Genomic DNA, 24,353 nt, shown 5'->3' on the forward strand with positions numbered 1-24,353 from the left:
AATAGTCAGCTGTTTCTTTTTAATACAAATAATAACAACTCTTCTTCATCATCAGGAATCCTTGTTGTTCCTTCATTTTTTAGCCCAAGTTTTTCTAATAACCTTTGAGAAGGAATATTATCCTTGGTAGTGATGGCTTTAACCTCTGAAATTCCAAAGCATGTAAAGGCTAATTCAAGGAGTTTACTTGAAGCCTCGAACCCATAACCTTTGTTCTCATAGGCCGGTAAAAAGGCAAATCCGATATCAATCCCTTCAAGGCCTTCCCGGTCATATAGTCCACAAGTACCCACCTTGCAATTATCAGATTTACGAATAAGAGTGTAGTTAGAAAAACCCAGACGGTTTAACTGAGGAATCATCCGTTCTTTTATATAATTTGCTGCGTCATTAACGGTTTTAATATTTCGATCACCAATGTATTTTTGGAATTTAGGGGTATTCATTAATTCATATATAAATGCTGCATCCTCCTCTTTTGTCGGGATGATAAAAAGTCGTTCTGTTTCGTATGATTTTTTGACTTTAGGCATCTTTAAGGTGTTATTTTTGGGGTATATGAGATTTCTTTTTTAACCTAAGAATCATGGAGATTATTAATAGGGTAAAAGTTAAGAATCTTAACCAAAACCCGAGATTTGAATCATTTCTGTCATAGGTAAAAAGATTAAGGATAAAGAATATAATACTCGTGGTCAGTATGAGTTGCGCAATGCCTTTTCTCATCACATACGTTTATTAAGGTTATATTTTTCTAGTTTATACAACAATGACTTCTTTACGCTGGGCCATTCTTCCTGCGTAATTGAGAAGACCACCGTATCTCTGAAAGTTCCATCTGGATTAATCTTGTGATTTCGTAAAATCCCATCCTGTTTGGCACCAAGACTTGCAATGGCATTGCGCGACTGTAGGTTAAACCAGTTCGTTCTAAATTCTACAGCAATACACTGTAAGGCTTCAAATGCATAACTTAATAATAATAGTTTGCATTCTGTGTTTATCCCGGTACGTTGTCTTGATTTAGCATACCAGGTATATCCTATTTCAAGACGTCTGTGTTCTGGAGTGGCATTACAATAGCGAGTTGAGCCAATTATTTTTCCTTGGGCTTTATCGATGATGACAAATGGATATGAAGTACCCTGTTCCTTAGTTTTTAAAGCAAATTCAATATAATTGTCAATATTGGCGGCTGATGGAACGGAGGTATACCATAACTCCCAAAGCTTTCCATCTTCAGCTGCAGCTAAAAGTTCATTTTTATGTGTTCCATCAAGAGGTGCAAGGGTTGCTTTGTTACCTTCCAGGGTAATATTGTCAAGCCAGTTTATCATGGTGTGTGTTGGTTTGTTATATTGGTGAAATACCTATCGAAGATAATAAAGACGACGCTTACTTAAAAGACTGGCTGCGTTTAAATTTCTTCTATTAAGGAGTCTGTGATTTTCATTGAATCATAGGACTGTATTTATGTCTGTTCTCATAGATAACCCATAGGTTGATAGCAAATAGTACCATAGCAATCGGTAAACCTGATGGAGCAATAATAATGTGTGTCAAAAGAATTCCAACCATAACCGGGAATATCATTGCAGCCCCTAGAGCTCTGTATTTAGGAATGATAAATAAGATGCCTCCAATAATCTCAACAATGGCGAGTAAAGGCATTATCCATCCGGATTCCACAAAAGCAGTCATTAGATTAACTAATTCTTCCGGAAGATTGTCCGGAGGGGGCATGTAATTGAAGAACTTATTAAGGCCTCCATTTATAAACATAAGTCCGAACAATAGGCTGATAACAAATAATATTTTTGATTTCATAGTAAAAGTTTTAAAGTTTAATAATGTTCTTAAGTCATTGGTTTGTTCAAGATTATTGAAGTATGTTTCTGACAGTAAGTTAGTTATTTTTAAGGAAATAACCTCATTGCTGAAGTTGTGGCACATTTGTTGTATTTTTCCTGACTGAACCAAATTTTAAAATTATGAAAAAACTTTACTTTTTATATCTAATGCTATGTGCCTTGGGATTAGAAGCATGTAGCTCGGGGTATGTTTACCTTAATTATCCTCAGGAACCTGAGGTTATTTTACCGAAAGGGGTTGAGAATATTGTAGTAGTAAACCGTTCCTTAACCAGGGAGGATGATCAACAAAATAAAACCTTGGAGTCTGTGGCTACCGGAGAGATAGCAGGTTCAGATAAATTAGCTTCTGATGAAGCTGTAAAAGGTGTGATGTCGGGAGTACAACATCATAGTAATTTAACTGTTTTAATTCCCGATACCCTTAGATTGTATGGTACGGGTACAAGAAGAACTCCGGATGTACTAAAATGGGAAAAGGTAGATGCTATTTGTAAAGCAAGTGATGCCGATGTCCTCTTAGTTCTTGAAACCTTCGATTCCAATTCTGATATTCTTTTGAATACAGTTGCAGATCAGGTTTCATCCGTTATCAATACAGGAAAAGTTAAAGGTCGTTTACCGCAGCAAACCCGGGTTGATGTCCGAAGTTATTGGCGTTTATATGATCCTTATTCGAAAACCATTATAGATCAGTTTCAGCAAACGCATTACATGAATTTTAATTTGGTAAATGGAGTGCCGCCATTAAATGCATTGCCCGAAACAGCTTATGCTGCCGGGTTTGATTATATCAGTAGATTTTTACCGAGCTATTACAGAGTTCGACGTGATATGTATAAAAAAGGAAAAGGTCGGGATAAAAGAAAGTTTGATGCCGGATGGCGTAGAAGTGAAGTAGCTAATTGGGATAGTGCCATAGAAATTTGGACAGGAATAGCTGCTAATCCTAATAGTAAATCTGCCGGACGTGCCGCACTCAATGTAGCTGTTGCTTATGAAGTATTAGGGAAAACAGATTTGGCATTAGAATGGGCACAGCGTGCATATGAAGACTATGGGGATAAGCAGGGCCGTGATTATGCTAAAATATTACTCAGAAGAAAACGATTCGAATTATAGGGTTTAACAGAAAGCCGGAGTGAATCACTCCGGCTTTTTTCGTTGAATCAACGATTTAATTATAGGATAACAAGTCTACATGAGGAAGCTGTTTAAGGTACTTTTCCAGAAATGTCTTGTGAGAAGCACCTATAATTACCATGATGCGCTTACCGGGATTTAAAGCACATACTTTGGCAATGTTAGCCGTAATTTGCAGGTTTCGCATTTCCCATAAATAAAATCGAGCTTTATCAGACCCGGACTCAAAATTTGTTTTAAACCAAACCGCCCATTGGGCTTGAAAATCTTGAGAGCCATATTCTTTATCATTTAAAAAGCTATAATAAGCAGACAGGTCTTTATCAGCGATTCCTTTGATCAAAATTTCTTGTTGTTTTTTATATATCGGATGTTCGGAAATACCATTTAATTGGTCCTTGTTTTTCTGATAATCGGATATAAAGTCCGGGTAATGCTTTAAAAGCAAGGCTTCATCCTGAAAATTGTCTATATAATCTATCTTTTCTAAATGTTGGTGTTGTGCCACAGGAACAGCTACTGAATAAATCTCATTAGCCCCATAAGACAATACCAAAACTTTTTCAATAAGATCGTGCGGTAACCGCGATTGCTTTAGGATACTTCGGTCTTTCAGGTAATTGTATTGAAGAATTGCTGAAGTTATATCAGCAGCAGCGATATAATATTCAATCAAGGCTAGACGATCCTGATCAGTTAATATTTCCGTTTTGCGTAATTCAGAAATTTTCTTTTCAGCAGTGACAAAATTAATTTCCAATATTTTTTGTGCGCTATCAGCCAGAATTAATCGATGTCCTCCGAAATTATCTATCACCCCGGAAAAAGCATTATCCTTGCGTGAACGAATGTCGTATAGCATTTCAGCAGGCATATTTTCAATACATACTACATCGAAATTATAGGTGTCCAATTTTTTTATTACAGGAGAGACCATTGCAGCGTCAAATCCATCTATATGATGCAGGTGCGGAGTACCAACAATAAGAATTTGGGTGTTACGATCTTGAGCGTTATTAATAAAGAAGGTGAAAAACAGAAGGGTAAAAACTGAAAATAGGCGCATAGTTGTTAGTGATTTGTTAGATGTTTCCTAGGAGACGAGTATTCATGGAAATCGTTACGGAATTTTTAGCTTTTTTATGAGAATCTTATAAGTCATCTAATTTGTAACTTAGTAAGAAGTTATTTAAGGAAATGTCATTATTTGTAGAAAATGAATCGGTGGTAAAGAAAATATGGGGTAAGAGTGATACCATATTACTTATTTTTGCAGGAGCTGCTGCTGAATTTGCTCTGAACAAGGCAGTAGATTGGCTCTATTACACGGGCAAACTCCCTGCTGACCCTATAGGAAGGTTATTCTCTACCGTAGCATATGCCCGAAAAATTGTTTTTTCATCAAAAGAAGATGCGTATAAGGCTTTAGACACCATTCGTCAAATTCACAGAACTGTTGAAGACAACAGGGGAGCAGTTATACCCGACTGGGCTTATCGTGATGTGCTATTCATGTTGATTTATTATTCTAAAGCATCATATGAATTGCTGGAACGTAAGCTGACAGATGATGAAAAAGAAGATGTATACAATGTTTTTTATAAGGTGGGAACTCGAATGGGTTTAAAAGAACTGCCACCTACATACAATGATTGGCTTCCGGTCCGGAAAGAACATTTAAAGAATAATTTACAATGGAGTTTATATACTCATAATTTATTTGAGCAATATAATAAACACCTGGGATCATTTCGATATTGGTTACTACGCGAAGCACAGAAGCTAATTGTGCCTAAACCCGTAAAACAATTATTGCAGTTTAGTTCGTTTTCGTGGCTTACCCCTGCAATTCCCGTTTATAAGATATGCAGATTATTAAAAATGGATAGACTGATAAAAAATATATTACTCCCCAATAGCTATAAGGTGCAGATAGCAGAACTGGATAAGTTTACTTCATAAACGTTTATCTTTCTTGAATGTTTTTTGATGGCAACAATAAAGGGAATCTGATTTTAAATGTATAGAATATATTTATTCATCTACGAGCACCACTGAACCTGATAAGTGATCGTGAATTGCCAGATTTTGTGGACTTAAGGAAATGGATAAAAGCGAGATCCAACCTAAAAGATACTTTACTAAGCACCTTAAAAGAGCTTTGTGTATTGGGATATTCATTTTATGATTTATTTCACTTTTCACGCTAAGACCTAGCGTTTTATGTCCGAGAGTGCCGCCGAAAAAACTAGTCATTAACGGTTCATATAAGGCAAACAATAATAAAAATATTGAGCTGCGTATTATAGTTGGGACAGCGTCAAAAAGTTGTAGGACATCAGATACAATGTAAAGTGCTAAAACGACCACGAGGGAATCTATTATAATAGCTTTTACCCTGTCAAAAAGACCTGCATAGGTCAGGTGGGATGCAGGTCCGTTGGAATTTGCTGTTTTCATATTCTGGATGTTGTGAATACTTTTCTTTTGAAATGATATCAAAGTTAGATAACATCTTTATTACCCAATCTGTTTTCCAGCACCTCTTTAACCTCTTCGGCCGTGGGATCTTTGGCTAGAATGGTGCCTTGCTCATCGATTAGGAAAATACCTCCACCACCACCATCAACACCATATTTTTGCCAAATAGCATTTTCACGGTCTAATTCAACCAGGTTAAGCCATGGCCATTTTTCTTTTTCCAGAAACTTAATCAATCGATTTGTGTTTTTGAATTCACCAGCTACCCCTAATATGGTAAAGCCCTTATCCTTGTATTCTTCATAAAGCGGTAGCATGGTTCTGGTTTTAGAAATACAAGGCCCGCACCAGGTAGCCCACAAATCCAATAAGGCAATCTTGCCGTTTATTTGATTGGAAAGGGTGATCATATTTCCCTTCAGATCCGGAGCTGAAAAGTCTATAAATGGTTTTCCTATTTTAATGTTTTTAATCGCATTAATCATGTTCAAAACAATTTCATTATAAGGATGATCGGGGTTAGCCTGAGCTAATAATTCATAGTTTTTTTCAGCCATTTCAATGTCTATGGTTTCTTTTTGAAACCTGAGGTCATCAAGTAAAAAATGGTAAGAAACCAGATTTGGATTTGCCTCAATATACGATTGCTGGAAAGCTTTGGCTTTTTCATGAATGGCAGCTCTTTGGTCACTTAACTCCTGCCCTTTGGCAGATTTATCCAAGCCCTTCTCTCTTAAATCATCCATAGCTTGATAAAGAACGATGCGCTCATCCTGGTCTTCCTTTTCTTTGAGTTGGTCCATGATGACTTTCATTTCCTTGCTATGGTATTCGCCTGATTTCCAAAGGGCATTGAGACTGTCTTGTATAGGGAGTAGCTCATCAAAAAACTTTGCCTCCATATTTTTCTTATACGACTGATAGGCTGAATTAAATAATCCTCCTTCAACGGTGTTGTTTTTAAACTCTTCTTCCTTGTTGATGGTAAGTTTGATAGCGTCATTTTCTAAAAATAATGGCATAAAACTTCCTCTTCCATTTTGCTTTGCCTTCCCTAGCATAAGTGTTACTGCCTCGGGGTATTCGAGCTTAGCTTCATAATTAAACCTACCGTTTATTACAGGAATTTCCAGAATGGAATCCAAACGTAAATCTTGATTAGGTTTAACTAATAAAATGGATTTGATGTCCGGATCGAGCACGGTTCCATCAATTTCAAGCATTTTTGCCTTTTCCGGTGTACAATTGAATAAACTAATCGTTAGGGTAAGAAGTATAAGTTTAAAAGGTAATTTCATAATAGTGAATGCGTTTTTTGATTGATTTTAAATGAAAAGATGATTTTTATTTCAGAATTTAAGTAAGGCTTTATTAACTCAGCGGATGTTCACTCATGTCGAATTGTTTCTTTAGTTCCTGAGAAAGACGTAAGTGTTTTTCTATGCGCTCTTTACCAGGTCTTAGCACTATGAAATAGAGAATTAATAATCCTGAAATGGAAATATAAAGCAGGTTGCCGGTTTTTAAAGAAGCTACAAGCCCAAGCATGGCGGGTCCTTCAATTAATGCATATTGCAGAATGGCAGCTGCTTGAAAACCACTTAGTTTCTCCCTCAGACTTTCTTTGTCATTAGTGGTTGAGATCTGTTTGTTAAAAAGGTATTGTCCCATGAAAATTCCACTGATAGCCAAGAGAGGCACCAGATAAAAAAAAGGGTCGCTTTCATTGTTGAACTTAAATTGCCAGGATTCCTTTTGCAAAAAAATATAAATTCCGAAACCTATTAATCCAGTCAAAAGCGCTAAATAAATAATGCCTATTGTTTTTAAAAATTCTTTGGGTGTTATGGTGTCCGTTTGGTTTTTCACAATGTCAAGTTTTGGTGGTTTTTAATTACGATTCAGATTGCTTTGGCCTCTTATTTAGTTCTTTTTTTGTAGTTAAATAAATAATACTACCTAATAGCGGAACGAAAATTACGATAATGGTATTGGTCAGTTTATCTGATCCGTGTACAGGAGATTTTAAAATCTTTTTTAAACAGACCCATAATAATATCAGGTGTATAATTATCAAGAAAGGCATTAAAAATTGAATCAACATATAGAAGATTGCATGGTTAAAGTAGGAGTTATTAGTTTTTGAGAAACGGCTAATAGGGATGCTAGGGTTCTCCTCAAGTATTTTTTCAACTAAATCGTTTATTTCTTTAGTCGAAGTTAATTCAACTAAGTAGGTTTTATCCTTTTCTGTAATGACTTTTAATGATTTCTTATTTTCAATTTCAAGAGATCCAATATTTATTTGAGGTAAGATCTCATTAATGAATTCGGTCTCAGAAGCTTTTTGGGTTCTGCTGTTACATGAAATGAAAACATAACAAAATAGAAGTACAGATAAAGAGATGAATTTTTTAAGCATTACAACTAGACGTTTGGTTTAAATTTGATGAACAATATAAGAATTATAGTGGTATATAAAGAAGGTGTACTACTACAAATATGTCGAATTTTTACCGCGGGTCTTTATCCGGTGAGTGAACTTTTGGGGATTAGGAAGAAGATTTTTTGTTAGGAATTATGGATTATAAATAGGATAATTATTAATTATGGTCATGAATGATTGAATCCTATTCATAAATTTAACATCTTAGCATCTCAATAAAGCGCATCTTATGAACCGATTATCATTTTTCTTACTTATAACTATTGGACTCCAAACATTTCATATTGGGTATGCCCAAAAGGCGAATGATCAGTTAGATTCAATTATTAAGCAATATCAGGAGCATAAGGCTTACTCTTATCAAGAGTACCCGCTTGGCAGGTATGATGAAGCGTTGTTTCGGAATGAAGCCGATTTTGCCAGCGCTTTATTGAAGGATATATATAAGCTGGATACTGCGTCACTTTCTGATGAAAATAGAATAAATGTAAAACTTCTGAAGTTTGTACTTGAAGATAAAGTGAATAGGTATAAATATAAAATGCATTTGAACCCTATTCAGGCCGATCAGGGATTTCATTTAAATCTTAATTATCAGGTGAGACCAATAACAAGCTATAAAAACGCGGTTTCATATTTGAATAGGTTAAAAGCAATTCCTTATTTCACCAATAGTCAAATAAAAATGATTGAAAAAGGACTTGAAGAAGGAATCGACCAGCCGAAAGTTATTTTCAACGGCTACAATGCGTCTTATGATACGCATATTCTAGAGGATCCTGAAAATAGTTATTTCTATAGTCCATTTATGAATTTGCCTAATACTTTAAGCGATCATCAAAAGGATTCATTACAACAGGCTGCGCTAAAGGTGGTAAAGGATAGTGTAGTACCGAGTTTTAAAAGAATAAAAGAGTTTTTTGAAAATGAATACATCCCTAATGCCAGGAAAGCCATAGGCGTTTCGGCAAGACCCAATGGGAAAGACTTTTATCAGAATAGAATAAATTACTATACCACCTCTACCCAATATACGGCCGAATCCATTCACGAATTAGGATTAAAGGAGGTTGCACGTATACGTAAAGAAATGAAAGAGATTATAGCAGAGTTGGGCTTTGATGGTAGTTTCGATGATTTTTTACATTTTTTAAGAACGGATAAGCAGTTTTATGCAAACAGTGGAGAGGACTTGTTGACTTTTGCTCGCGATATATGCAAACGTATCGATGCGCAACTCCCTGCTTATTTCAACAGGCTACCCCGTCAACCTTATGGAGTTATCCCCGTTCCGGATGCAATGGCTCCAAAATATACGGCCGGACGCTATTCAGGAAATAGTATAAACGGAACCCAGCCGGGATACTTTTTGGTTAATACCTATAAACTGGAAAGCAGGCCATTATATGCCTTACCAGCCTTAGCAGCACATGAGTCTGTGCCAGGACATCATTTACAGATTGCCTTGAATAGTGAACTTAAAGAATCGGTTCCTGGCTTCAGAAGAAATTTGTATTTATCTGTTTATGGAGAAGGGTGGGCCTTGTATACTGAACAACTTGCAGATGAAATGGGGATTTATAGAACACCTTACGAAAAGTTCGGGCAGTTAACTTATGAAATGTGGCGCGCCTGCAGGTTAGTGGTAGATACTGGAATTCATGCCCTGGGATGGAGTCGACAGCAGGTAATAGACTTTATGTCGCAAAATACGGCATTGTCTTTACATGAGATCAATACCGAGACCGATCGATACATTGGTTGGCCCGGACAAGCACTTAGTTATAAGATTGGAGAGTTGAAAATTAAAGAACTCAGGGCAAAAGCCGAAAAGGAATTAGGTGCTGATTTTGATATAAGAGAATTTCACCATGTAATTCTTAAAGAAGGGACGGTTACCATCCCGATACTTGAAGATCAAGTAAACACATATATTGCCAAAAAAAGAAGCAAATAGTTTAGTTTTTATTAGTGGCTCTGGCAGATATTCATGTGCGTAACATAAGTAATTTGAATGTTGCCATTTTTTAAATGGCAATTTCTTATAAGGGTATGTAACCAAATACCTTAAAAGGTCGTCTTACCAAAAAAACTTAAGTTACTTATGATACAATGTCTTAGAAGCTTTATCCTGTTCCTGGTCATGATCTTATGGTTGTTTTCTTGTCAAAAGTTACCCGATAAGCAAGTTGTCAATACGAATGTGTTTTCCATGAATCATCCGAATTTCCATAGCGATCTTCAGTATAAAATTCAAAAGATATATACAGACTATCAAATTCAGGGGGATGTTGTATTTGCAATTGTTGATAGTAGTGGCCTGGCATATTCATATATTGTTAATAAGGATGTGCTGGAAAAAAGGCCAACGAAATATAACGATGAATCTCCCTTGTATATAGCATCACATACAAAATCTTTTACAGGAACCCTTTTAAAGATTTTGGAAGAGCAAGGTGAAATCGATTTAAATGCTTCTGTAAAAAAGTATTTGCCGGAACTACATTTAAATGACAAGATAGATTTAGATCGTATAACCGTTAAGCAATTGCTTAACCATACACATGGTCTTTTTAATACCCAGTTAGCTTGGAAAACTGCATTTTTAGGGTATAGTGGAAACAATATTGAATTGATAGAAGATTTCAATAATGATTTTCAATATGATTCATCTCATCAATTTCGCTATAGTAATGTCGGACCTATTTTGGCTGCAATGATTGTTGAGAAGGTTTCTGGAAAATCATGGAAACAATGTATGCAGGATGAAATATTCAACCCCTTGCAAATGAGGGGTACAACAACGGAGGTGTCTGATTTTGAGAAAAATGAAATTATGCCATCGTATACCATAGATGGAAGTAATTCAATAGTAAATTCAGGTTTTTTTAAAGACGATATTACCATGCATGCTTCCGGGGGTGTACTGTCTAGTGTCAGCGATTTATCAAAATGGATATGTGCAAATATAAATCAGGAGAAAAATTTGTTAACCCAGGAAAGTTGGAATGAATTGCATACTTCAACTACCAGACAAGATCGCACTTATTTCACCTATCATCGAAACGGGTACAGTTTGGGGTGGGATGTAGCAACTTATCAAAATGATACGATATTAACACGGTTTGGCGGATTGGCGGGCATTTCATTTCATGCATCCTTTATTCCGAAAAAGAAGGTTGGAATAATCGCTTTTTCAAATGATAGTCGTGCTTACCTGTTGCCACATTTACTCGCTAATTATGCATATAATTACCTCTTTAGACCTACTCATGCGGATTCCATTTTTAAAAAAGAGTTGGCATTGTTTCAGGAGAGTTTTGAAAAAGAAAATGAAATTAGGTATCCATTGCAAGACAATGTCCTTGTCGTAGCTGATTCGATAAACCCTATTTTAGGGAGGTATGTAAATGATAAGGGATGGCCAGATATAACCTTAATGACTAAAGATGACCATTACATTTTTAAATGGGGAATACAAGAGGGTGTCGTTTATATGAATGGCGAAGCTTATCAGGCAGATCTTGGAGTTATGCAAAGAGATTTTCTAATAGAGAATGATAGTTTGTTTACGGGTTCATTGAATTACATCAAAGAGTAATTTTAGGTTTTTCAAACGGGAGGTAGTTGGCAGCAGGAGACTGATAGGTGAAGGAGAAGCGGACCCATGGAGTTTCTTCTTTAGTTCCAGGATTAATTATTACATTGCCATCCCAAACCATAAAAAATTGAAAATTACCTTAAGAGAATATGTGAAGAAAAGAAATGGTGTGCCAATGGGGCATCCAAAATCTTTACGTAATATGTTGTACAGATCCTTGGGTGCAAAAAATTTTGGTGTTTTTTGGCATTACTGGAATCCTATTTTTGGGTATTATCTGGGAAAACTGGTTTTTAAACCTTTACGAAGGTATATGCCTGCAAGACTTTCTCTTGTGTTTACTTTTGTTTTTTGTGGTTTTATACACGACCTGGTAGTGCTGTCAATTAGAGGAAGGATGTCGTATTTCTTTATGATTTGGTTTTTATTTATGGCAGTCGGGGTGCTGATAAGCCGTTGGTTGAAACACGATCTTTCCAGGTTGCCATGGTTGTTTCGAGCCACATACAATCTAAGCTACATAGGACTCACATTTTATACCGCCTCGTACGTAGATTATGCTATAAGTGTACTATGGTAGTCTGATCCTTTTGCATCTAAATGCTGAATAAGCTCAGCGAGGTGCTCACTTAATAATGTTTATCAGCCATTTGTATACCTTGTCTTAAAGAGCCGAAAACAAATAGTTTTAAGAAGGTTCTGTTAATCGCTTAGCTTATTGAATATAAGTTTAGCAGTATTCAGACTGGCGCCTTTACCGCCTAATTGTTTTTCAAGTTCATAATAGTCTAAGAAGACTTGCTTACGATGTTCCGGATCTAAAATCTTGTCAAGTTCTTGTTTTAAACGTTTGGTGTTAAAATCATTTTGAATGAGCTCAGTAACGACCGGCTTATCCATGATAAGGTTTACTAAAGAAATATACTTAAGCGTAATTATACGCTTGGCGATCTGATACGAAAACCAATTGCCTTTATAACAAACGACCTCAGGTACTTTAAATAGTGCTGTTTCAAGAGTAGCAGTACCACTTGTTACCAGTGCGGCTTCTGCCAGGCTTAATAAATCATAAGTCTTGTTAGTGACAAAATGTACATTGGCTGAACCGATAAATTGTTGATAAAACTCATACTCCTGACTTGGTGCTCCGGCAATGACAAATTGATAAGATTCATATTCGTCGACAACACTCAACATAACCGATAACATCTTGGTAATCTCCTGCTTTCGACTGCCTGGTAAGATAGCAATAATCGGTCGGTCATCTAGCTTATTTTCTTTTCTGAACTCCTCAGGATATACTTGTTCCCTGTTAGCAATGGCATCTATGAGTGGATGGCCCACAAAGTGCACGGGAAACTGATGCTTCTGCTCGTAAAAATCTTTTTCAAAAGGAAGAATTACGTACATTTCATCAATATCTCGCTTAATAGCTTTGATTCGATTCTCCTTCCAGGCCCATATTTGCGGAGAAATATAGTAGTGAGTTTTAAAACCCTCTTCTTTTGCCCATTTGGCAATCCGCATATTGAATCCAGGGTAATCAACGAAAATTAATACGTCCGGTTGGTATTTGGTAATGTCTTCTTTACAAAATTTAATATTGTTGAGAATTGTTTTTAGGTTCATTAATACTTCCATGAACCCCATAAAAGCCAGGTCTCGGTAATGTTTTACAAGAGTCCCGCCAACATCTTGCATAAGATCACCTCCCCAAAATCTGAATTCGGCTTCCGGATCAGTTTTTTTTAGGGACTTCATAAGGTTGGAGGCGTGTAAATCACCCGAGGCTTCACCAGCTATTATATAGTACTTCATACCGTTTTATTACAAAGGGCTAATTTCCGAAAATTTTATAAAATAAGATAATTAGTGCGGTAAGTAAGGTGGCGACAAGAACCCCTCTTGCTCTCAAATCTCGTTTAATTTTCAAAAATCCAAAAAAGGCTAATAAATTTAAAAGAGCACCAAGCGCAAGGATGCTTCCTAAATAACCCTGTTCCTGGGCAATTTCGTAGGTTTGACTTAAGCTTAGTTTTGAGAAGATTAACATATACATTAAAGAACCAATAGTATTGGCTATAATTCCTACCAGAAATCCTATAACCATTTCTTTTCTTTTAATCATTGAGGTTCCAGGTATTAAGGTCTTGAATCGTGTGATGTGCAGTTAGATCAAATTGAACAGGGACAACAGATATATAACCATGTGCCAGGGCCCATTCATCAGTATCTTCACCTTTATCAAGGTTCACAAATTTACCCGTAAGCCAATAATATTCTTTTCCAAGAGGGTTGGTGCGCTTATCAAACTCTTCCATCCAGGTAGCACGAGCTTGACGACAAATTTTAATGCCTCTTATTTCTTCTTTTGGAAGCCTTGGGAAATTAACATTGAGAACAGTGTCTTTGGGAATCCCATTTTTTAAAGCAGCGATAGTGATGGTTTTAACATATTCTTTTACCGGTTCAAAGTTCGCCTCAATGGCATAATCGCATAAAGAAAACCCTATTGAAGGAATATTTTCAATCCCAGCTTCCACTGCGGCACTCATAGTACCGGAATAAATGACATTAATAGAAGAATTCGATCCGTGATTGATGCCACTGACACACAGATCAGGTTTGCGCTCAAGTATTTCATTAACTGCCAATTTAACACAATCTGCCGGGGTCCCGCTACAGCTATATTCTTTTTGCGGACCATCATCTATCTTCACGGCGTTGGAGTATAAGGTGCTGTTAATTGTAATAGCATGACCCATAGCACTTTGCGGGCTATCGGGTGCTACTACAACTACATTGCCGATTTCATTCATTATGTGTATTAATGTCCTTAGTCCTGGAGCGGTAATTCCGTCGTCATTGGTCACCAAGATTAATGGCTTTTTTTGCATATCTTTATGAGTATTGAGGCACTAAAATAAGCAATTTGGACCGTACTTTTACGTTTAACAAAAAATTAGTAGCATTCGCTGTTGATGGCACGGTTTTTTCTGTATTTTAGTCGACCTTTAGTCGAATCTATTGATAAAAAAATGAGATTATTGTTAAATAAGTAAGTTTTTTTATAGATTGAAAAAATATTATCCGAAGCCCAATGGTTAATAATGATGATGATGGTTTCGGTACATTTAAAAATAAAAATATGATGAAAAGAAATTTAGTATACTTGTTAGGAGGGCTATTAATATTAGTAGCTTCATGTAGTTTTACCAATAAATCATTCGAAGGTTCAGATAAAGATAAATTATTGGTAGATCTAATTGCATATGTATTGGAGAAAGGACATTTGAGCCCTAAAGATTTCAATGATGCGTTTTCTAAAGATGTTTACGATGATTATATAGAGGCCTTAGATCCATTGAAACGCTATTTTCTTGAATCAGATATTAAAGAATTCAGTAAGTACCGCGAAGCCATTGATGATCAAATAAAGGCATCCGATGTGGCCTTTTTTAATCTGACCTATGATCGATTGATGCAAAGAATGTCAGAGGCGAGGGAAATCTACAAGGAAGTACTAAAAAAGCCATTTGATTTTAATGTCGAAGAACGTATCGATTTGGATTATGAAAAGCATGCCTACGCTAAAAATAAAAAGGAACTTACGGAACGCTGGAGACAACAGTTGAAGTTCAGTGCATTAGAGCGTTATGCCGGAGCTCTTGAAAATGACAAAATAGTAAAAGAAGATGGAGAACTTCAGGATGTTGCTCCCAATGGTAAAGTAACCGATAAGGTAGCAACCGAAAAGGAAGCAAGAGAGAATACTTTAACAGCCATGGATGATTACTTTAATTTCATGGATGATTTGGAGCGTACAGATTGGTTTGTGATTTATTTAAATTCTATTGTCGAGGAGTTTGATCCTCATACCTCTTATATGGCGCCAGAAGCCAAAGAGCGTTTTGATACTGATATGTCAGGGAAATTCGAAGGTATTGGAGCGCGCTTACAGAAAAAGAACGACTATATTAAAATTGTGGAGATCATTTCTGGAGGACCGGCTTGGAGAGAGAACGAGCTGGAAGTGGGAGATGAGATAATAAAAGTGGCCCAGGAAAATGAAGAGCCTGTAGATGTTGTTGGAATGCGTTTGAATGATGCCGTTAAATTGATCAAAGGACCAAAAGGATCTAAGGTGTTTTTGACCCTTAAGCGTGTAGATGGTACAATCGAAGAGATTTCAATCACAAGAGATGTTGTAGAGCTGGAGGAGTCTTATGTTAAGTCTTCTACGGTTGATAAAGATGGTAATACTTATGGCGTTATTAACTTGCCGAAATTCTATGTAGACTTCACAGACTATAGTAATAGAAATGCGGCATCTGATGTTGCCAAGGAGATTGCCAGACTTAAGAAAGAGGGAATGCAAGGTCTTGTTCTTGATTTACGTAATAATGGTGGAGGTTCCTTAAAAACTGTAGTCGATATGGCAGGTTTGTTTATTGAAGAAGGGCCTATCGTTCAAATAAAATCAACAGGAAAACGTCAGGAAGTTTTAGAAGATACTGATGATGAAATTCAATGGAATGGACCATTGGTGATTTTGGTAAATGAACTTTCTGCCTCTGCTTCAGAGATTTTAGCTGCTGCAATGCAAGATTATAAACGTGCAATTGTAATTGGGAGCAAACAGACATATGGTAAGGGTACAGTTCAGAATATAATTGATTTAAACCAATTCTTAAGAGGAGATAATGATTTTGGAAATGTAGGCGCCATGAAGTTAACTACCCAAAAATTTTATAGAATTAATGGGGGGTCTACCCAATTAGAAGGAGTTAAAAGTGATGTGGTGGTTCCAGATCGTTATAGTTATATCAATATTGGAGAAAAAGATCAGGAGAATCCACTTCCATGGGATAAAATTGATCCTGCTACTTACGAAACATGGGATGGTTATATAGACTATGAAGAGGCCATAAATAAAAGTAAAAAACGTATGGCTGAAAATCCACAATTAAAACTTATTGATTCAAATGCGCGTTGGGTGAAAAGCCAGCAGGATATTAAGCAATATTCATTGAATTATGACGAATATGTGAATGAGATGAATAAAGATAAGGAGACAGTAAAACAATTCAGAGCGATTTCTGATTATAAAACCAACCTTACCTTCAGTTCATTACCATATGAGAAGACTTTAATGGCGAAGGATAGTGTTTTAGAACAAAAGAGAGACCGTTGGCACAGAGATCTTTCTAAAGATGTTTATATGGAGGAAGCTCTTAACGTGTTAGAGGATCTGCACTTAAGTAATATTAAAAGAGGTAAATTGGCCGATATTAAAGGGTAATTTATGAGCGTAAGTTCAAACTCATTAACTCATATTGCGCTCCAAAAGTTCAAAAGGAACTTTTGGGGCGTTTTAAGTTTCTGGATTATTATACTCTGTGGAGTGGTGGCATTATTAGCCTATGTGTTGGCTCCTGATAAATCGACAAATGCAAATCAAATGCATTTATCAATCCACTCTAAAAAACCTGGCTTTAAGGTAAGCATGCTTACGATTCCCGGTAGTCCGAGTCAACAATCAGCGTTAGATAAAATGTTGTTTGGTGTGAAAAATTCCGATACTGAAATACCTATACGCTCATTCCGTTTTGAGGAGGATGCGCTTATTTATACTCCTTACAGCGAAGAAGGGGAGAGTGGGATAGAAAAGAAGGTGGTATTGTCGAATTTCCCAAATAACGGCGATGCCGGAAATATCACAGATCAATATATCAAGGAAAAGAAGTTTTTATTAGGTACTGATAAGTATGGAAGGGATCTTCTCAGTAGATTGTTGGTAGGCGCAAGAATATCTTTTTCTATAGGATTTGTCGCTGTGATCATTTCATTGGTAATTGGGATGTTTATGGGGGCTGTCGCCGGTTATTTTGGTGGTAAAGTTGATGCCTTTATTATGTGGATTATCAATATTACATGGTCCATTCCTACACTGTTATTGGTAATTGCGATTACTTTAGCTTTAGGCAAAGGATTTTGGCAGGTTTTTATAGCCGTAGGTCTTACGATGTGGGTAGAGGTTGCCAGGGTTGTGAGAGGTCAAATAATGGGGGTGAAGGAAATGCAATATGTGACGGCGGCCAGAGCCTTAGGGTTTAAAAGTCATCGTATAATTTTCCATCATATTATTCCTAATATTATGGCTCCTATTATTGTAATTTCGGCAGCTAACTTTGCTGCAGCAATTCTAATTGAAAGCGGGTTGAGTTTTCTCGGAATCGGTGCGCAACCGCCTACCCCTAGCTGGGGCGCCATGATAAAAGATCATTATAACTACATTATTTTAGGAAAACCATATCTTGCAATTGTACCAGGTTTGGCAATTATGATTTTAGTAATGGCTTTCATGCTTGTAGGTAATGCATTAAGAGATGCCATGGATGTAAAGAATTAGTATGCGAAAAAAACATATGTACAGAGTGCTGCTTGCCTTAGTTATGATTAGTTTCTTCCTGTTTGAAAAATATTATGATGCTAATGCAAGTGCAGTATCTGAAAAAAACAGTAATAATGAATTTATAATAGACTCCGGAGATATCTCATCCCCTGAGAGTTTCAGGGACTTTTTGCCTTCCACAACAACCAATACAATCATTCATCATAATTTTTACAGCTTGTCCTATAATGAAGATCATGAGCAATCAGAATGGGTGGCATATGAGCTAAAGAAGGAGCATCTGACTAACGATGATCGAAAACGTCCTTATTTTGAAATGGATCCTGAGGTGGGTACCGGTTCCGCTCATTGGCAGAATTTTAAAAACTCAGGTTACGATCGTGGCCATTTATGTCCTGCCGGTGATCGACGATTTTCAATTGCTGCTTATGAGGAAACTTTTTTAACCAGCAATATAAGTCCGCAAAATCATCAGTTTAACAGTGGTGTCTGGAACCGTCTCGAACAACAAGTGCGTTATTGGGCCGAAAAGCACAACAACCTCCTGGTAATTACCGGTGCGGTCCTTACGGATGGCTTAGCTACTATCGGTAGTGAAAAGGTTTCGGTTCCGGAGCAGTTTTATAAAATTGTTTTTAAGCAATCTGCTGTTGGTTATGAGGTGATTACTTTTCTTATACCACATGAGGCATCAGAGGCACCGTTAGATACTTTTATAGTTCCCGTTGATACCTTGGAGTCATTGACAGGAATTGACTTTTTTTACAGGCTTAAAGATGAGGTCGAATTCAAATTAGAAAGTGAATTAAAAAAACAACCTTGGTTTGATTAATCAATTACATCCAGTCATCCCTCCGGTTGGCATCCAGTCTGATAAAAATAAAAAGTAGAATAGTAAAGCCCCAAAGCCCGGAACCACCATAACTAAAAAACGGTAAAGGAATACCAATGGTTGGAAGCAATCCGATCACCATACCAATATTAATGGCAAAGTGAAATAAGAGAATTGATGCCACACTATAGCCATAGATGCGGCTGAATTGAGATCGTTGCCGCTCCGCCAGAAATAATATCCTGAGAATTAATAATGAGAATAGAATAATAACTCCTGCGCTGCCCAGAAAGCCCCATTCTTCTCCTACAGTACTAAAAATATAATCAGTATGCTGTTCTGGCACAAAATTACCCTTGGTTCTTGTGCCTTCGAGAAACCCCTTTCCTGTTAACCCTCCGGATCCAATGGCCGACTCAGATTGGTATGTATTATAACCAATCGTTTTTCTTATTTCATTTAATTTGCTTGGGTCATGCTCTAATCGTAGCCAGAGGTTAAATCGATCGCGGTGACGTTGCTCAAAAACATTTTCAAATACATAGCGCACCGACAGACAAAATAAAATGGCGGTAGTGGTCATTACCAGCATTTTGAATACAGGTATTCTGATTTTCTTTCTTTTGCGGTATAAAACGAAAATAGTTGCCAGAATAAGCAATCCGGCGATTACCCATATGGCGCCGAATAATAAGGTGCTTACAAATAAAATCACAGCTGTTAGTCCTACCAGTAGATAGTAACTAGGTAAACCTTCACGGTAAAGGACAAAAAAGAAACTGGTATATACCAGGGCACTACCCGGGTCTGGTTGAGGTATGATGAATAGTGGTGGAAGGATAATGATTAAAAAGGCACGCAATTGATCTTTGAAGTCATTGATGTTCGTTTGAATATCGCTAAGAAACTTTGCCAAGGCTAATGCTGTCGCCGCTTTGGCAAACTCTGATGGTTGCAAACCAAAACTACCAAAGTTATACCACGATGTAGCTCCGTTAATGTTTTTGCCAAAAACGAATAACCCCAGTAATGAGGCCAGTGAGATAAGATATATGACACTCGAGAATCTGGCATAAAACTTTGTTTCTATGGCCAGAACAAAAATGATTAATAATACACTGAGGCCTATAAAAATAAGCTGCCTGCCATAGGGTTGATCGAAATTGAATATGGTTGGATTTTCATCAGTCATGGTTGTGGAGTAGATGTTCAACCACCCAATAAAAACCAAGGCAAAATATAATAGTATAGATAGCCAGTCTATTTGTTGAATTACTCTGTTTCTCATTGATTAATTTCAAATGGTTCACCACTTAGAGGTTTTGCATACTCATCAGCTAAGCTTCCTTCTAACATTCTTTTTTCTAAATCGGTACGCGTTATCTTACCGCGTAAGTATTTTTCAACCATTAACGAAGCGATAGGTGCGGCATAGCGCGATCCCCAATATCCATTTTCGACAAATACAGCCAGGGCTATTTTCGGATTTTCTACAGGAGCAAAGGCAATGAAAATAGAGTGGTCAGTCAATTGCTGCCGTTTACCGTCAATCTTTGTGAAGTTTTCTGCAGTTCCGGTTTTACCTGCTATGTTTATACTGTCAACCTGTACAAAACGGGCAGTACCACGTTTGTATACATCCCACATACCTAAAACCACGTCATCGAAATGACGTTTAGAGATGGTGGTTTGGTTGGGGGTTGTAAACTTCTCGTCGATCGGGGTTCCCTCAATGTCTTTGATGATATGAGGAGTATAGTAATATCCTCTGTTGGCAATAGCTGCAGTCATATTAGCTAATTGAATTGGGGTTGTTAATATTTCCCCTTGTCCAATACCATTTGAAATGGTTGTTTCAGCCCGCCATTGAAAATCAGGATATGCTCTGTTATAAGTTAAACTGTCAGGAACTCGTCCGGCACGACCTGTTGACAGATCATTGCCTAAATAATTACCTAAGCCAAAGCTCTTAGCATGATTCGTCCAGGCCTGAAGCCCCTCCTCAGGAGTAGGGTACTTCTCAATAATTTTTTTATAAGCATCCGCAAAATAAGCATTACAAGATCGATAGGTTGCTGATTGCAATTCGTTTAAAGTACCACTTACGCAATGACAACCCATAAACCTGTTACGTCCGTATCGATATCCGTGGTAACATCTGATGGTAGTGTGTTCGTCAATTACACCCTCTTCCAGTCCGATCAGACCATTAAGAATTTTAAATGGAGATCCCGGAGGGTATTCGGCTAAGATACTTCTGTCGTATAAAGGGTTGGCAATGGAATCTAAATATAGCCTGCTGTAATTTTTAGAACGTTCCCTTCCCACAAGTAAAGCCGGGTCATAGGATGGCGCAGAAACCATGGCTAATATCTCACCGGTTTTAGGTTCAATAGCAACAATGCCCCCTCTTTTATTAATCATAAGTTGCTCACCATAGGCTTGAAGGGTTTTGTCAATGGTGATAGTTATATCTTTACCCTGAACGGGCAGCGTATCATATAAACCATCTTTGTATGGCCCCAGGTCCCTGTTAAATCGGTCCTTTTGAATGAATTTAACACCTTTTCTTCCTCTGAGGGTCTCTTCGTAAACCTTTTCAACACCATTTCTGCCTATGAGTTCACCTGCCTGATAGTATGGATTGCTTTTTAATTCATATTCATTCACCTCACTAATGTACCCCAAAACATTCGCCCCGGAAGATGTTTGATAATGTCTTAATGAGCGTTTTTGTATATAAAAGCCCTCATATTTTCTCATTTTCTCTTGTAGGGTGGCATATTCGCTTTTTGACAGCTGAGGGACAAAAACGGAAGGTAGTCGTGGTGAATATACACGAGCTTTATTGTATTTTTTAATAAAATCTTCCTTGGTAATATTTAATAAATTACAAAACTCTAAGGTGTCTAAAGGCTTTACATCCTTAGGTATAACCATAATGTCATAAGCTGGTTGATTGGAAACAAGAAGGTCGCCATTTCTATCATAGATATAACCCCGCTCCGGATAATCGTAAACCGCTTTGATGGCGGTGTCTTCAAGGGGATTTTTATTGGAACTATCGATAAGTTGCAGGTATGACAATCTGCCTATATATACTATAGCAATAATAATGATAATAGCTGCTAAAAGTAATTTTCTCATCGTTTCTTTCTGCTAAATAAAACCATAAACAAAATGCACAGGCATGATGTAAAGATGGAGGTAAATAATGTCTTCTTGAGAATAAAAGGTATATCTGTAAAGCTAAAAATCTCCAGGCAAAAAAGGATTAAATGATGTGTTAAAATTAAAAGTATTATATATAAAGATCTTTGGCCTAACGAAGTAGCTGCAATCTTTAAAGTTTGGTACTCGTATGCATTTCTGAATACCCATCTTAACACTACCGGGCGGATATAGGCGATAGTAACACTGGCTAAGGCATGTACTCCACCACTGTCTGAAAATAAATCTATAGAAACGCCAATTAGAAAGGATAGAAAGATAAACAGCATTCTGGATTCCTTTTTAACAGGAAACAGAAGGATAAAAAGAGTGTAAATATAAGGATTGATATAGCCAAATAAATTAATGTGGTTAAAAACCAAAACCTGGGCTAGCACCAATATAAAAAAGCGTACAATGATCTTAATTAAGTCGTTATTCATTTATGGTTTCGCTTTCTAATTGTTTAATCTCTTTTTTATGTTCATTATTTATAACATACACATGTCCCAGACTCGTCATGTCATTAAACAAATCGATTTCTATAATGAAATAGTTTCCGGAAACATCAGGGTTAACTTCACTAACCGAACCGATAAGGATTCCTTTAGGAAATATGGCAGACATGCCTCCTGTTATCACGGTGTCTCCTACTTTCACAGGGGCTACTCTGGATATATCTACCAACTGTACGGTTTTTTGATTTTTTCCGTCCCATTCCAGGGTGCCAAAGTGATTGGAGTTTTTCAACTGTGCGTTAATCTCTGAGATGGTGTTTAATACCGACTGAACCGTGGAATAGTTGCCGGAGGTGTTTTCGATAATGCCGACAATCCCCTTGGATGATATGACACCCATATCTTGGTGTATGCTATCATGCTCACCTTTATCAATAGTGAGGTAATTCTTTCTTAAATCAAAACTGTTTTTAATGACCTCTGCAGGAATTACTTTATACTGTCTATTGGAAGCAGTATCGCTCATTAGGGTGTCATCGGTATGGGAAATAGGCTTATTATTGATGAGTAAGGACCTAAGGCGCTGGTTTTCTTCTACCAATTGTCGATTGTACTTCTTAAGCTCAAAGAAGTCACCAATACCATTCATAGATTCATAAATTCCACCAGATAACCAGTTGGCGGAATTTATGAATTTACTTTTATGATAGGAATGCGATTGAAACGTGAATCCTAATGATATTGATAGGAGCAACAGATATAGGAAGAACGTTTTGTTCCTTATAAAAAAATTAATAATCTGCTGCATTCTCTATCTCTATTTTATCAGTATAGGCTTGTATTTATCTAAGTTCTTAAGTGCAATTCCGGTACCACGTACAACAGCTCTCAGAGGATCTTCAGCTATATATACGGGCAAATCTGTCTTTTGGGATATCCTTTTGTCTAATCCTCTTAACATAGATCCACCACCAGCAAGGTAAATACCTGTGTTATAGATATCTGCAGCTAGTTCGGGAGGGGTTTGAGATAAGGTTTCCATAACAGCATCCTCAATTCTTAATATCGATTTATCTAGAGCTTTTGCGATTTCTCGATATGAAACCTGAACTTGTTTCGGTTTACCGGTAAGAAGGTCACGTCCTTGTACACTTAGATCATCAGGTGGGACCTCGAGATCTTCTGTTGCTGCTCCAATGGCAATTTTAATATTTTCCGCAGTAGTTTCACCTACATATAGGTTGTGTTGTGTTCGCATATAGTAGATGATGTCATTGTTGAATACATCACCTGCAATCTTAACCGATTTATCACAAACAATTCCGCCTAAAGCGATGACAGCAATCTCTGTTGTTCCTCCTCCTATATCGACTATCATGTTTCCTTTTGGTTGCATGATGTCAAGACCAATACCGATGGCTGCAGCCATGGGTTCGTGAATTAGATAAACTTCTTTGCCATTAACACGCTCGGCAGATTCTTTAACCGCACGCATTTCAACTTCAGTAATTCCTGATGGGATACATATGACCATTTTTAATGCAGGCTGGAACATTCGTTTTTTTAATGCAGGAATGCTTTTAATGAACATATTGATCATTTTTTCTGAAGCATCAAAATCTGCAATTACCCCATCCTTAAGAGGACGAATTGTTTTTATGTTCTCATGTGTTTTTCCCTGCATCATATTGGCTTGTTTACCAACTGCGATGATTTTGCCGGAAATCCTATCTCTTGCAACTATGGAAGGGCTGTCTACAACCACCTTGTCATTATGAATGATCAATGTGTTTGCAGTTCCTAAGTCAATGGCAATTTCTTCGGTTAAGAAATCAAAAAATCCCATGTATTGTGTTCAGGTTAAGTTGTTTGTTAAATGCTATTTTATCAAATGTA

General features: G+C 37.0%; 24 protein-coding genes. 8 read left to right on the top strand and 16 right to left on the bottom strand.

Translation table 11 applies throughout. The features are described 5' to 3' along the window. Positions 1 to 5 precede the first annotated feature (5 nt). The 3 genes from P278_RS15825 to P278_RS15835 all read right to left on the bottom strand — a co-directional run bounded on the left by P278_RS15825 (position 6) and on the right by P278_RS15835 (position 1,827). Complete coding sequence (locus P278_RS15825; protein WP_038268907.1) at positions 6 to 533, bottom strand: GNAT family N-acetyltransferase; 528 nt, start codon at positions 531 to 533, stop codon at positions 6 to 8. A gap of 192 nt (positions 534 to 725) precedes the next feature. Beyond that, positions 726 to 1,337, bottom strand: a complete 612-nt coding sequence (locus tag P278_RS15830; protein WP_038268908.1) for a GNAT family N-acetyltransferase — start codon at positions 1,335 to 1,337, stop codon at positions 726 to 728. A 112-nt stretch (positions 1,338 to 1,449) separates the two neighbouring features. Beyond that, complete coding sequence (locus P278_RS15835; RefSeq protein ID WP_038269171.1) at positions 1,450 to 1,827, bottom strand: DoxX family protein; 378 nt, start codon at positions 1,825 to 1,827, stop codon at positions 1,450 to 1,452. 164 nt (positions 1,828 to 1,991) lie between these two features. Between P278_RS15835 and P278_RS15840 the strand changes: the two genes are divergently transcribed. Further along, positions 1,992 to 2,993: a DUF6340 family protein gene (locus tag P278_RS15840; protein WP_038268909.1), complete on the top strand. Its 1,002-nt coding sequence runs from the start codon at positions 1,992 to 1,994 to the stop codon at positions 2,991 to 2,993. Between the two features lie 55 nt (positions 2,994 to 3,048). On the opposite strand, the gene P278_RS15845 is transcribed toward P278_RS15840, so the two are convergent. Further along, positions 3,049 to 4,080 carry a DUF5694 domain-containing protein gene (locus tag P278_RS15845; RefSeq protein WP_038268910.1) on the bottom strand — a complete coding sequence of 344 codons (1,032 nt, stop codon included), beginning with the start codon at positions 4,078 to 4,080 and terminating at the stop codon, positions 3,049 to 3,051. Between the two features lie 131 nt (positions 4,081 to 4,211). Here P278_RS15845 and P278_RS15850 point away from each other — a divergent pair, with 131 nt between their 5' ends. Beyond that, positions 4,212 to 4,976 carry an oxygenase MpaB family protein gene (locus tag P278_RS15850; protein ID WP_038268911.1) on the top strand — a complete coding sequence of 255 codons (765 nt, stop codon included), beginning with the start codon at positions 4,212 to 4,214 and terminating at the stop codon, positions 4,974 to 4,976. Between the two features lie 72 nt (positions 4,977 to 5,048). Here the strand turns inward: P278_RS15850 and P278_RS15855 are convergent, their stop codons facing one another. The 4 genes from P278_RS15855 to P278_RS15870 form a co-directional block, all read right to left on the bottom strand. Next, positions 5,049 to 5,474: an RDD family protein gene (locus P278_RS15855; RefSeq protein WP_051413626.1), complete on the bottom strand. Its 426-nt coding sequence runs from the start codon at positions 5,472 to 5,474 to the stop codon at positions 5,049 to 5,051. Between the two features lie 44 nt (positions 5,475 to 5,518). Continuing rightward, positions 5,519 to 6,793 carry a TlpA disulfide reductase family protein gene (locus P278_RS15860; RefSeq protein ID WP_038268912.1) on the bottom strand — a complete coding sequence of 425 codons (1,275 nt, stop codon included), beginning with the start codon at positions 6,791 to 6,793 and terminating at the stop codon, positions 5,519 to 5,521. 73 nt (positions 6,794 to 6,866) lie between these two features. Further along, positions 6,867 to 7,364: a hypothetical protein gene (locus P278_RS15865; protein WP_038268913.1), complete on the bottom strand. Its 498-nt coding sequence runs from the start codon at positions 7,362 to 7,364 to the stop codon at positions 6,867 to 6,869. A 25-nt stretch (positions 7,365 to 7,389) separates the two neighbouring features. Beyond that, positions 7,390 to 7,917: a hypothetical protein gene (locus P278_RS15870; protein WP_038268915.1), complete on the bottom strand. Its 528-nt coding sequence runs from the start codon at positions 7,915 to 7,917 to the stop codon at positions 7,390 to 7,392. 253 nt (positions 7,918 to 8,170) lie between these two features. Here P278_RS15870 and P278_RS15875 point away from each other — a divergent pair, with 253 nt between their 5' ends. The 3 genes from P278_RS15875 (at position 8,171) to P278_RS15885 (ending at position 12,122) form a co-directional block, all read left to right on the top strand. Further along, positions 8,171 to 9,898 carry a DUF885 domain-containing protein gene (locus tag P278_RS15875; RefSeq protein ID WP_038268916.1) on the top strand — a complete coding sequence of 576 codons (1,728 nt, stop codon included), beginning with the start codon at positions 8,171 to 8,173 and terminating at the stop codon, positions 9,896 to 9,898. A gap of 147 nt (positions 9,899 to 10,045) precedes the next feature. Next, complete coding sequence (locus tag P278_RS15880; protein ID WP_038268918.1) at positions 10,046 to 11,542, top strand: serine hydrolase domain-containing protein; 1,497 nt, start codon at positions 10,046 to 10,048, stop codon at positions 11,540 to 11,542. 127 nt (positions 11,543 to 11,669) lie between these two features. Then, the gene (locus P278_RS15885; protein WP_038268920.1) at positions 11,670 to 12,122 is read left to right on the top strand and encodes a hypothetical protein; all 453 of its coding nucleotides are present in this window, start codon (positions 11,670 to 11,672) and stop codon (positions 12,120 to 12,122) included. A 122-nt stretch (positions 12,123 to 12,244) separates the two neighbouring features. Here the strand turns inward: P278_RS15885 and lpxB are convergent, their stop codons facing one another. The 3 genes from lpxB to surE are packed head-to-tail and all read right to left on the bottom strand — an operon-like array spanning position 12,245 to position 14,439. Further along, positions 12,245 to 13,360, bottom strand: coding sequence for a lipid-A-disaccharide synthase (lpxB, locus tag P278_RS15890; protein WP_038268922.1), 1,116 nt, complete (start codon positions 13,358 to 13,360; stop codon positions 12,245 to 12,247). A gap of 19 nt (positions 13,361 to 13,379) precedes the next feature. Next, entirely contained in the window at positions 13,380 to 13,670 is a 291-nt protein-coding gene (locus tag P278_RS15895) for a hypothetical protein (RefSeq protein ID WP_038268924.1), read from the bottom strand. After that, a complete protein-coding gene (gene surE / locus P278_RS15900) occupies positions 13,663 to 14,439 on the bottom strand; it encodes a 5'/3'-nucleotidase SurE (protein ID WP_038268927.1) in 777 nt (258 codons plus the stop codon). Before surE ends, P278_RS15895 begins: the two co-directional genes overlap by 8 nt. A 254-nt stretch (positions 14,440 to 14,693) precedes the next feature. Here surE and P278_RS15905 point away from each other — a divergent pair, with 254 nt between their 5' ends. From P278_RS15905 to P278_RS15915, 3 genes are read left to right on the top strand one after another with little or no spacing between them, the layout of a single operon-like run. After that, positions 14,694 to 16,844 (top strand): carboxy terminal-processing peptidase, encoded by a 2,151-nt coding sequence (locus P278_RS15905; protein ID WP_038269176.1) that lies wholly within the window; start codon positions 14,694 to 14,696, stop codon positions 16,842 to 16,844. A 3-nt stretch (positions 16,845 to 16,847) separates the two neighbouring features. Beyond that, a complete protein-coding gene (locus P278_RS15910; RefSeq protein WP_038268930.1) occupies positions 16,848 to 17,954 on the top strand; it encodes an ABC transporter permease in 1,107 nt (368 codons plus the stop codon). A gap of 1 nt (position 17,955) precedes the next feature. Continuing rightward, the gene (locus tag P278_RS15915; protein WP_038268932.1) at positions 17,956 to 18,789 is read left to right on the top strand and encodes a DNA/RNA non-specific endonuclease; all 834 of its coding nucleotides are present in this window, start codon (positions 17,956 to 17,958) and stop codon (positions 18,787 to 18,789) included. 4 nt (positions 18,790 to 18,793) lie between these two features. Here the strand turns inward: P278_RS15915 and rodA are convergent, their stop codons facing one another. From rodA to P278_RS15940, 5 genes are read right to left on the bottom strand one after another with little or no spacing between them, the layout of a single operon-like run. Then, complete coding sequence (gene rodA, locus P278_RS15920) at positions 18,794 to 20,077, bottom strand: rod shape-determining protein RodA (protein ID WP_038268935.1); 1,284 nt, start codon at positions 20,075 to 20,077, stop codon at positions 18,794 to 18,796. Continuing rightward, positions 20,074 to 21,936 carry a penicillin-binding protein 2 gene (gene mrdA, locus P278_RS15925; protein ID WP_038268937.1) on the bottom strand — a complete coding sequence of 621 codons (1,863 nt, stop codon included), beginning with the start codon at positions 21,934 to 21,936 and terminating at the stop codon, positions 20,074 to 20,076. Before mrdA ends, rodA begins: the two co-directional genes overlap by 4 nt. Beyond that, positions 21,933 to 22,442, bottom strand: a complete 510-nt coding sequence (locus P278_RS15930; protein ID WP_038268940.1) for a hypothetical protein — start codon at positions 22,440 to 22,442, stop codon at positions 21,933 to 21,935. Before P278_RS15930 ends, mrdA begins: the two co-directional genes overlap by 4 nt. Continuing rightward, a complete protein-coding gene (gene mreC, locus P278_RS15935; protein ID WP_038268943.1) occupies positions 22,435 to 23,265 on the bottom strand; it encodes a rod shape-determining protein MreC in 831 nt (276 codons plus the stop codon). The genes P278_RS15930 and mreC overlap by 8 nt, the downstream gene beginning before the upstream one ends. Before the next feature lie 9 nt (positions 23,266 to 23,274). Continuing rightward, a complete protein-coding gene (locus P278_RS15940) occupies positions 23,275 to 24,303 on the bottom strand; it encodes a rod shape-determining protein (RefSeq protein ID WP_038268945.1) in 1,029 nt (342 codons plus the stop codon). Between the last annotated feature and the right edge of the window lie 50 nt (positions 24,304 to 24,353).

Source organism: Zhouia amylolytica AD3 (genome assembly GCF_000511935.2).
Classification (GTDB): domain Bacteria; phylum Bacteroidota; class Bacteroidia; order Flavobacteriales; family Flavobacteriaceae; genus Zhouia; species Zhouia amylolytica.

What these genes read in the sequence shown, in the direction of transcription:
- P278_RS15940 (WP_038268945.1), bottom strand. Translation starts at nt 24,303, where the DNA reads ATGGGATTTTTTGATTTCTTAACCGAAGAAATTGCCATTGACTTAGGA.
- P278_RS15905 (WP_038269176.1), top strand. Translation starts at nt 14,694, where the DNA reads ATGAAAAGAAATTTAGTATACTTGTTAGGAGGGCTATTAATATTAGTA.
- P278_RS15860 (WP_038268912.1), bottom strand. Translation starts at nt 6,793, where the DNA reads ATGAAATTACCTTTTAAACTTATACTTCTTACCCTAACGATTAGTTTA.
- P278_RS15830 (WP_038268908.1), bottom strand. Translation starts at nt 1,337, where the DNA reads ATGATAAACTGGCTTGACAATATTACCCTGGAAGGTAACAAAGCAACC.
- P278_RS15855 (WP_051413626.1), bottom strand. Translation starts at nt 5,474, where the DNA reads ATGAAAACAGCAAATTCCAACGGACCTGCATCCCACCTGACCTATGCA.
- P278_RS15870 (WP_038268915.1), bottom strand. Translation starts at nt 7,917, where the DNA reads ATGCTTAAAAAATTCATCTCTTTATCTGTACTTCTATTTTGTTATGTT.
- P278_RS15875 (WP_038268916.1), top strand. Translation starts at nt 8,171, where the DNA reads ATGAACCGATTATCATTTTTCTTACTTATAACTATTGGACTCCAAACA.
- P278_RS15825 (WP_038268907.1), bottom strand. Translation starts at nt 533, where the DNA reads ATGCCTAAAGTCAAAAAATCATACGAAACAGAACGACTTTTTATCATC.
- P278_RS15880 (WP_038268918.1), top strand. Translation starts at nt 10,046, where the DNA reads ATGATACAATGTCTTAGAAGCTTTATCCTGTTCCTGGTCATGATCTTA.
- rodA (WP_038268935.1), bottom strand. Translation starts at nt 20,077, where the DNA reads ATGAGAAACAGAGTAATTCAACAAATAGACTGGCTATCTATACTATTA.
- P278_RS15915 (WP_038268932.1), top strand. Translation starts at nt 17,956, where the DNA reads ATGCGAAAAAAACATATGTACAGAGTGCTGCTTGCCTTAGTTATGATT.
- P278_RS15845 (WP_038268910.1), bottom strand. Translation starts at nt 4,080, where the DNA reads ATGCGCCTATTTTCAGTTTTTACCCTTCTGTTTTTCACCTTCTTTATT.
- P278_RS15910 (WP_038268930.1), top strand. Translation starts at nt 16,848, where the DNA reads ATGAGCGTAAGTTCAAACTCATTAACTCATATTGCGCTCCAAAAGTTC.
- P278_RS15895 (WP_038268924.1), bottom strand. Translation starts at nt 13,670, where the DNA reads ATGATTAAAAGAAAAGAAATGGTTATAGGATTTCTGGTAGGAATTATA.
- lpxB (WP_038268922.1), bottom strand. Translation starts at nt 13,360, where the DNA reads ATGAAGTACTATATAATAGCTGGTGAAGCCTCGGGTGATTTACACGCC.
- P278_RS15835 (WP_038269171.1), bottom strand. Translation starts at nt 1,827, where the DNA reads ATGAAATCAAAAATATTATTTGTTATCAGCCTATTGTTCGGACTTATG.
- surE (WP_038268927.1), bottom strand. Translation starts at nt 14,439, where the DNA reads ATGCAAAAAAAGCCATTAATCTTGGTGACCAATGACGACGGAATTACC.
- mreC (WP_038268943.1), bottom strand. Translation starts at nt 23,265, where the DNA reads ATGCAGCAGATTATTAATTTTTTTATAAGGAACAAAACGTTCTTCCTA.
- P278_RS15840 (WP_038268909.1), top strand. Translation starts at nt 1,992, where the DNA reads ATGAAAAAACTTTACTTTTTATATCTAATGCTATGTGCCTTGGGATTA.
- P278_RS15930 (WP_038268940.1), bottom strand. Translation starts at nt 22,442, where the DNA reads ATGAATAACGACTTAATTAAGATCATTGTACGCTTTTTTATATTGGTG.
- mrdA (WP_038268937.1), bottom strand. Translation starts at nt 21,936, where the DNA reads ATGAGAAAATTACTTTTAGCAGCTATTATCATTATTATTGCTATAGTA.
- P278_RS15850 (WP_038268911.1), top strand. Translation starts at nt 4,212, where the DNA reads ATGTCATTATTTGTAGAAAATGAATCGGTGGTAAAGAAAATATGGGGT.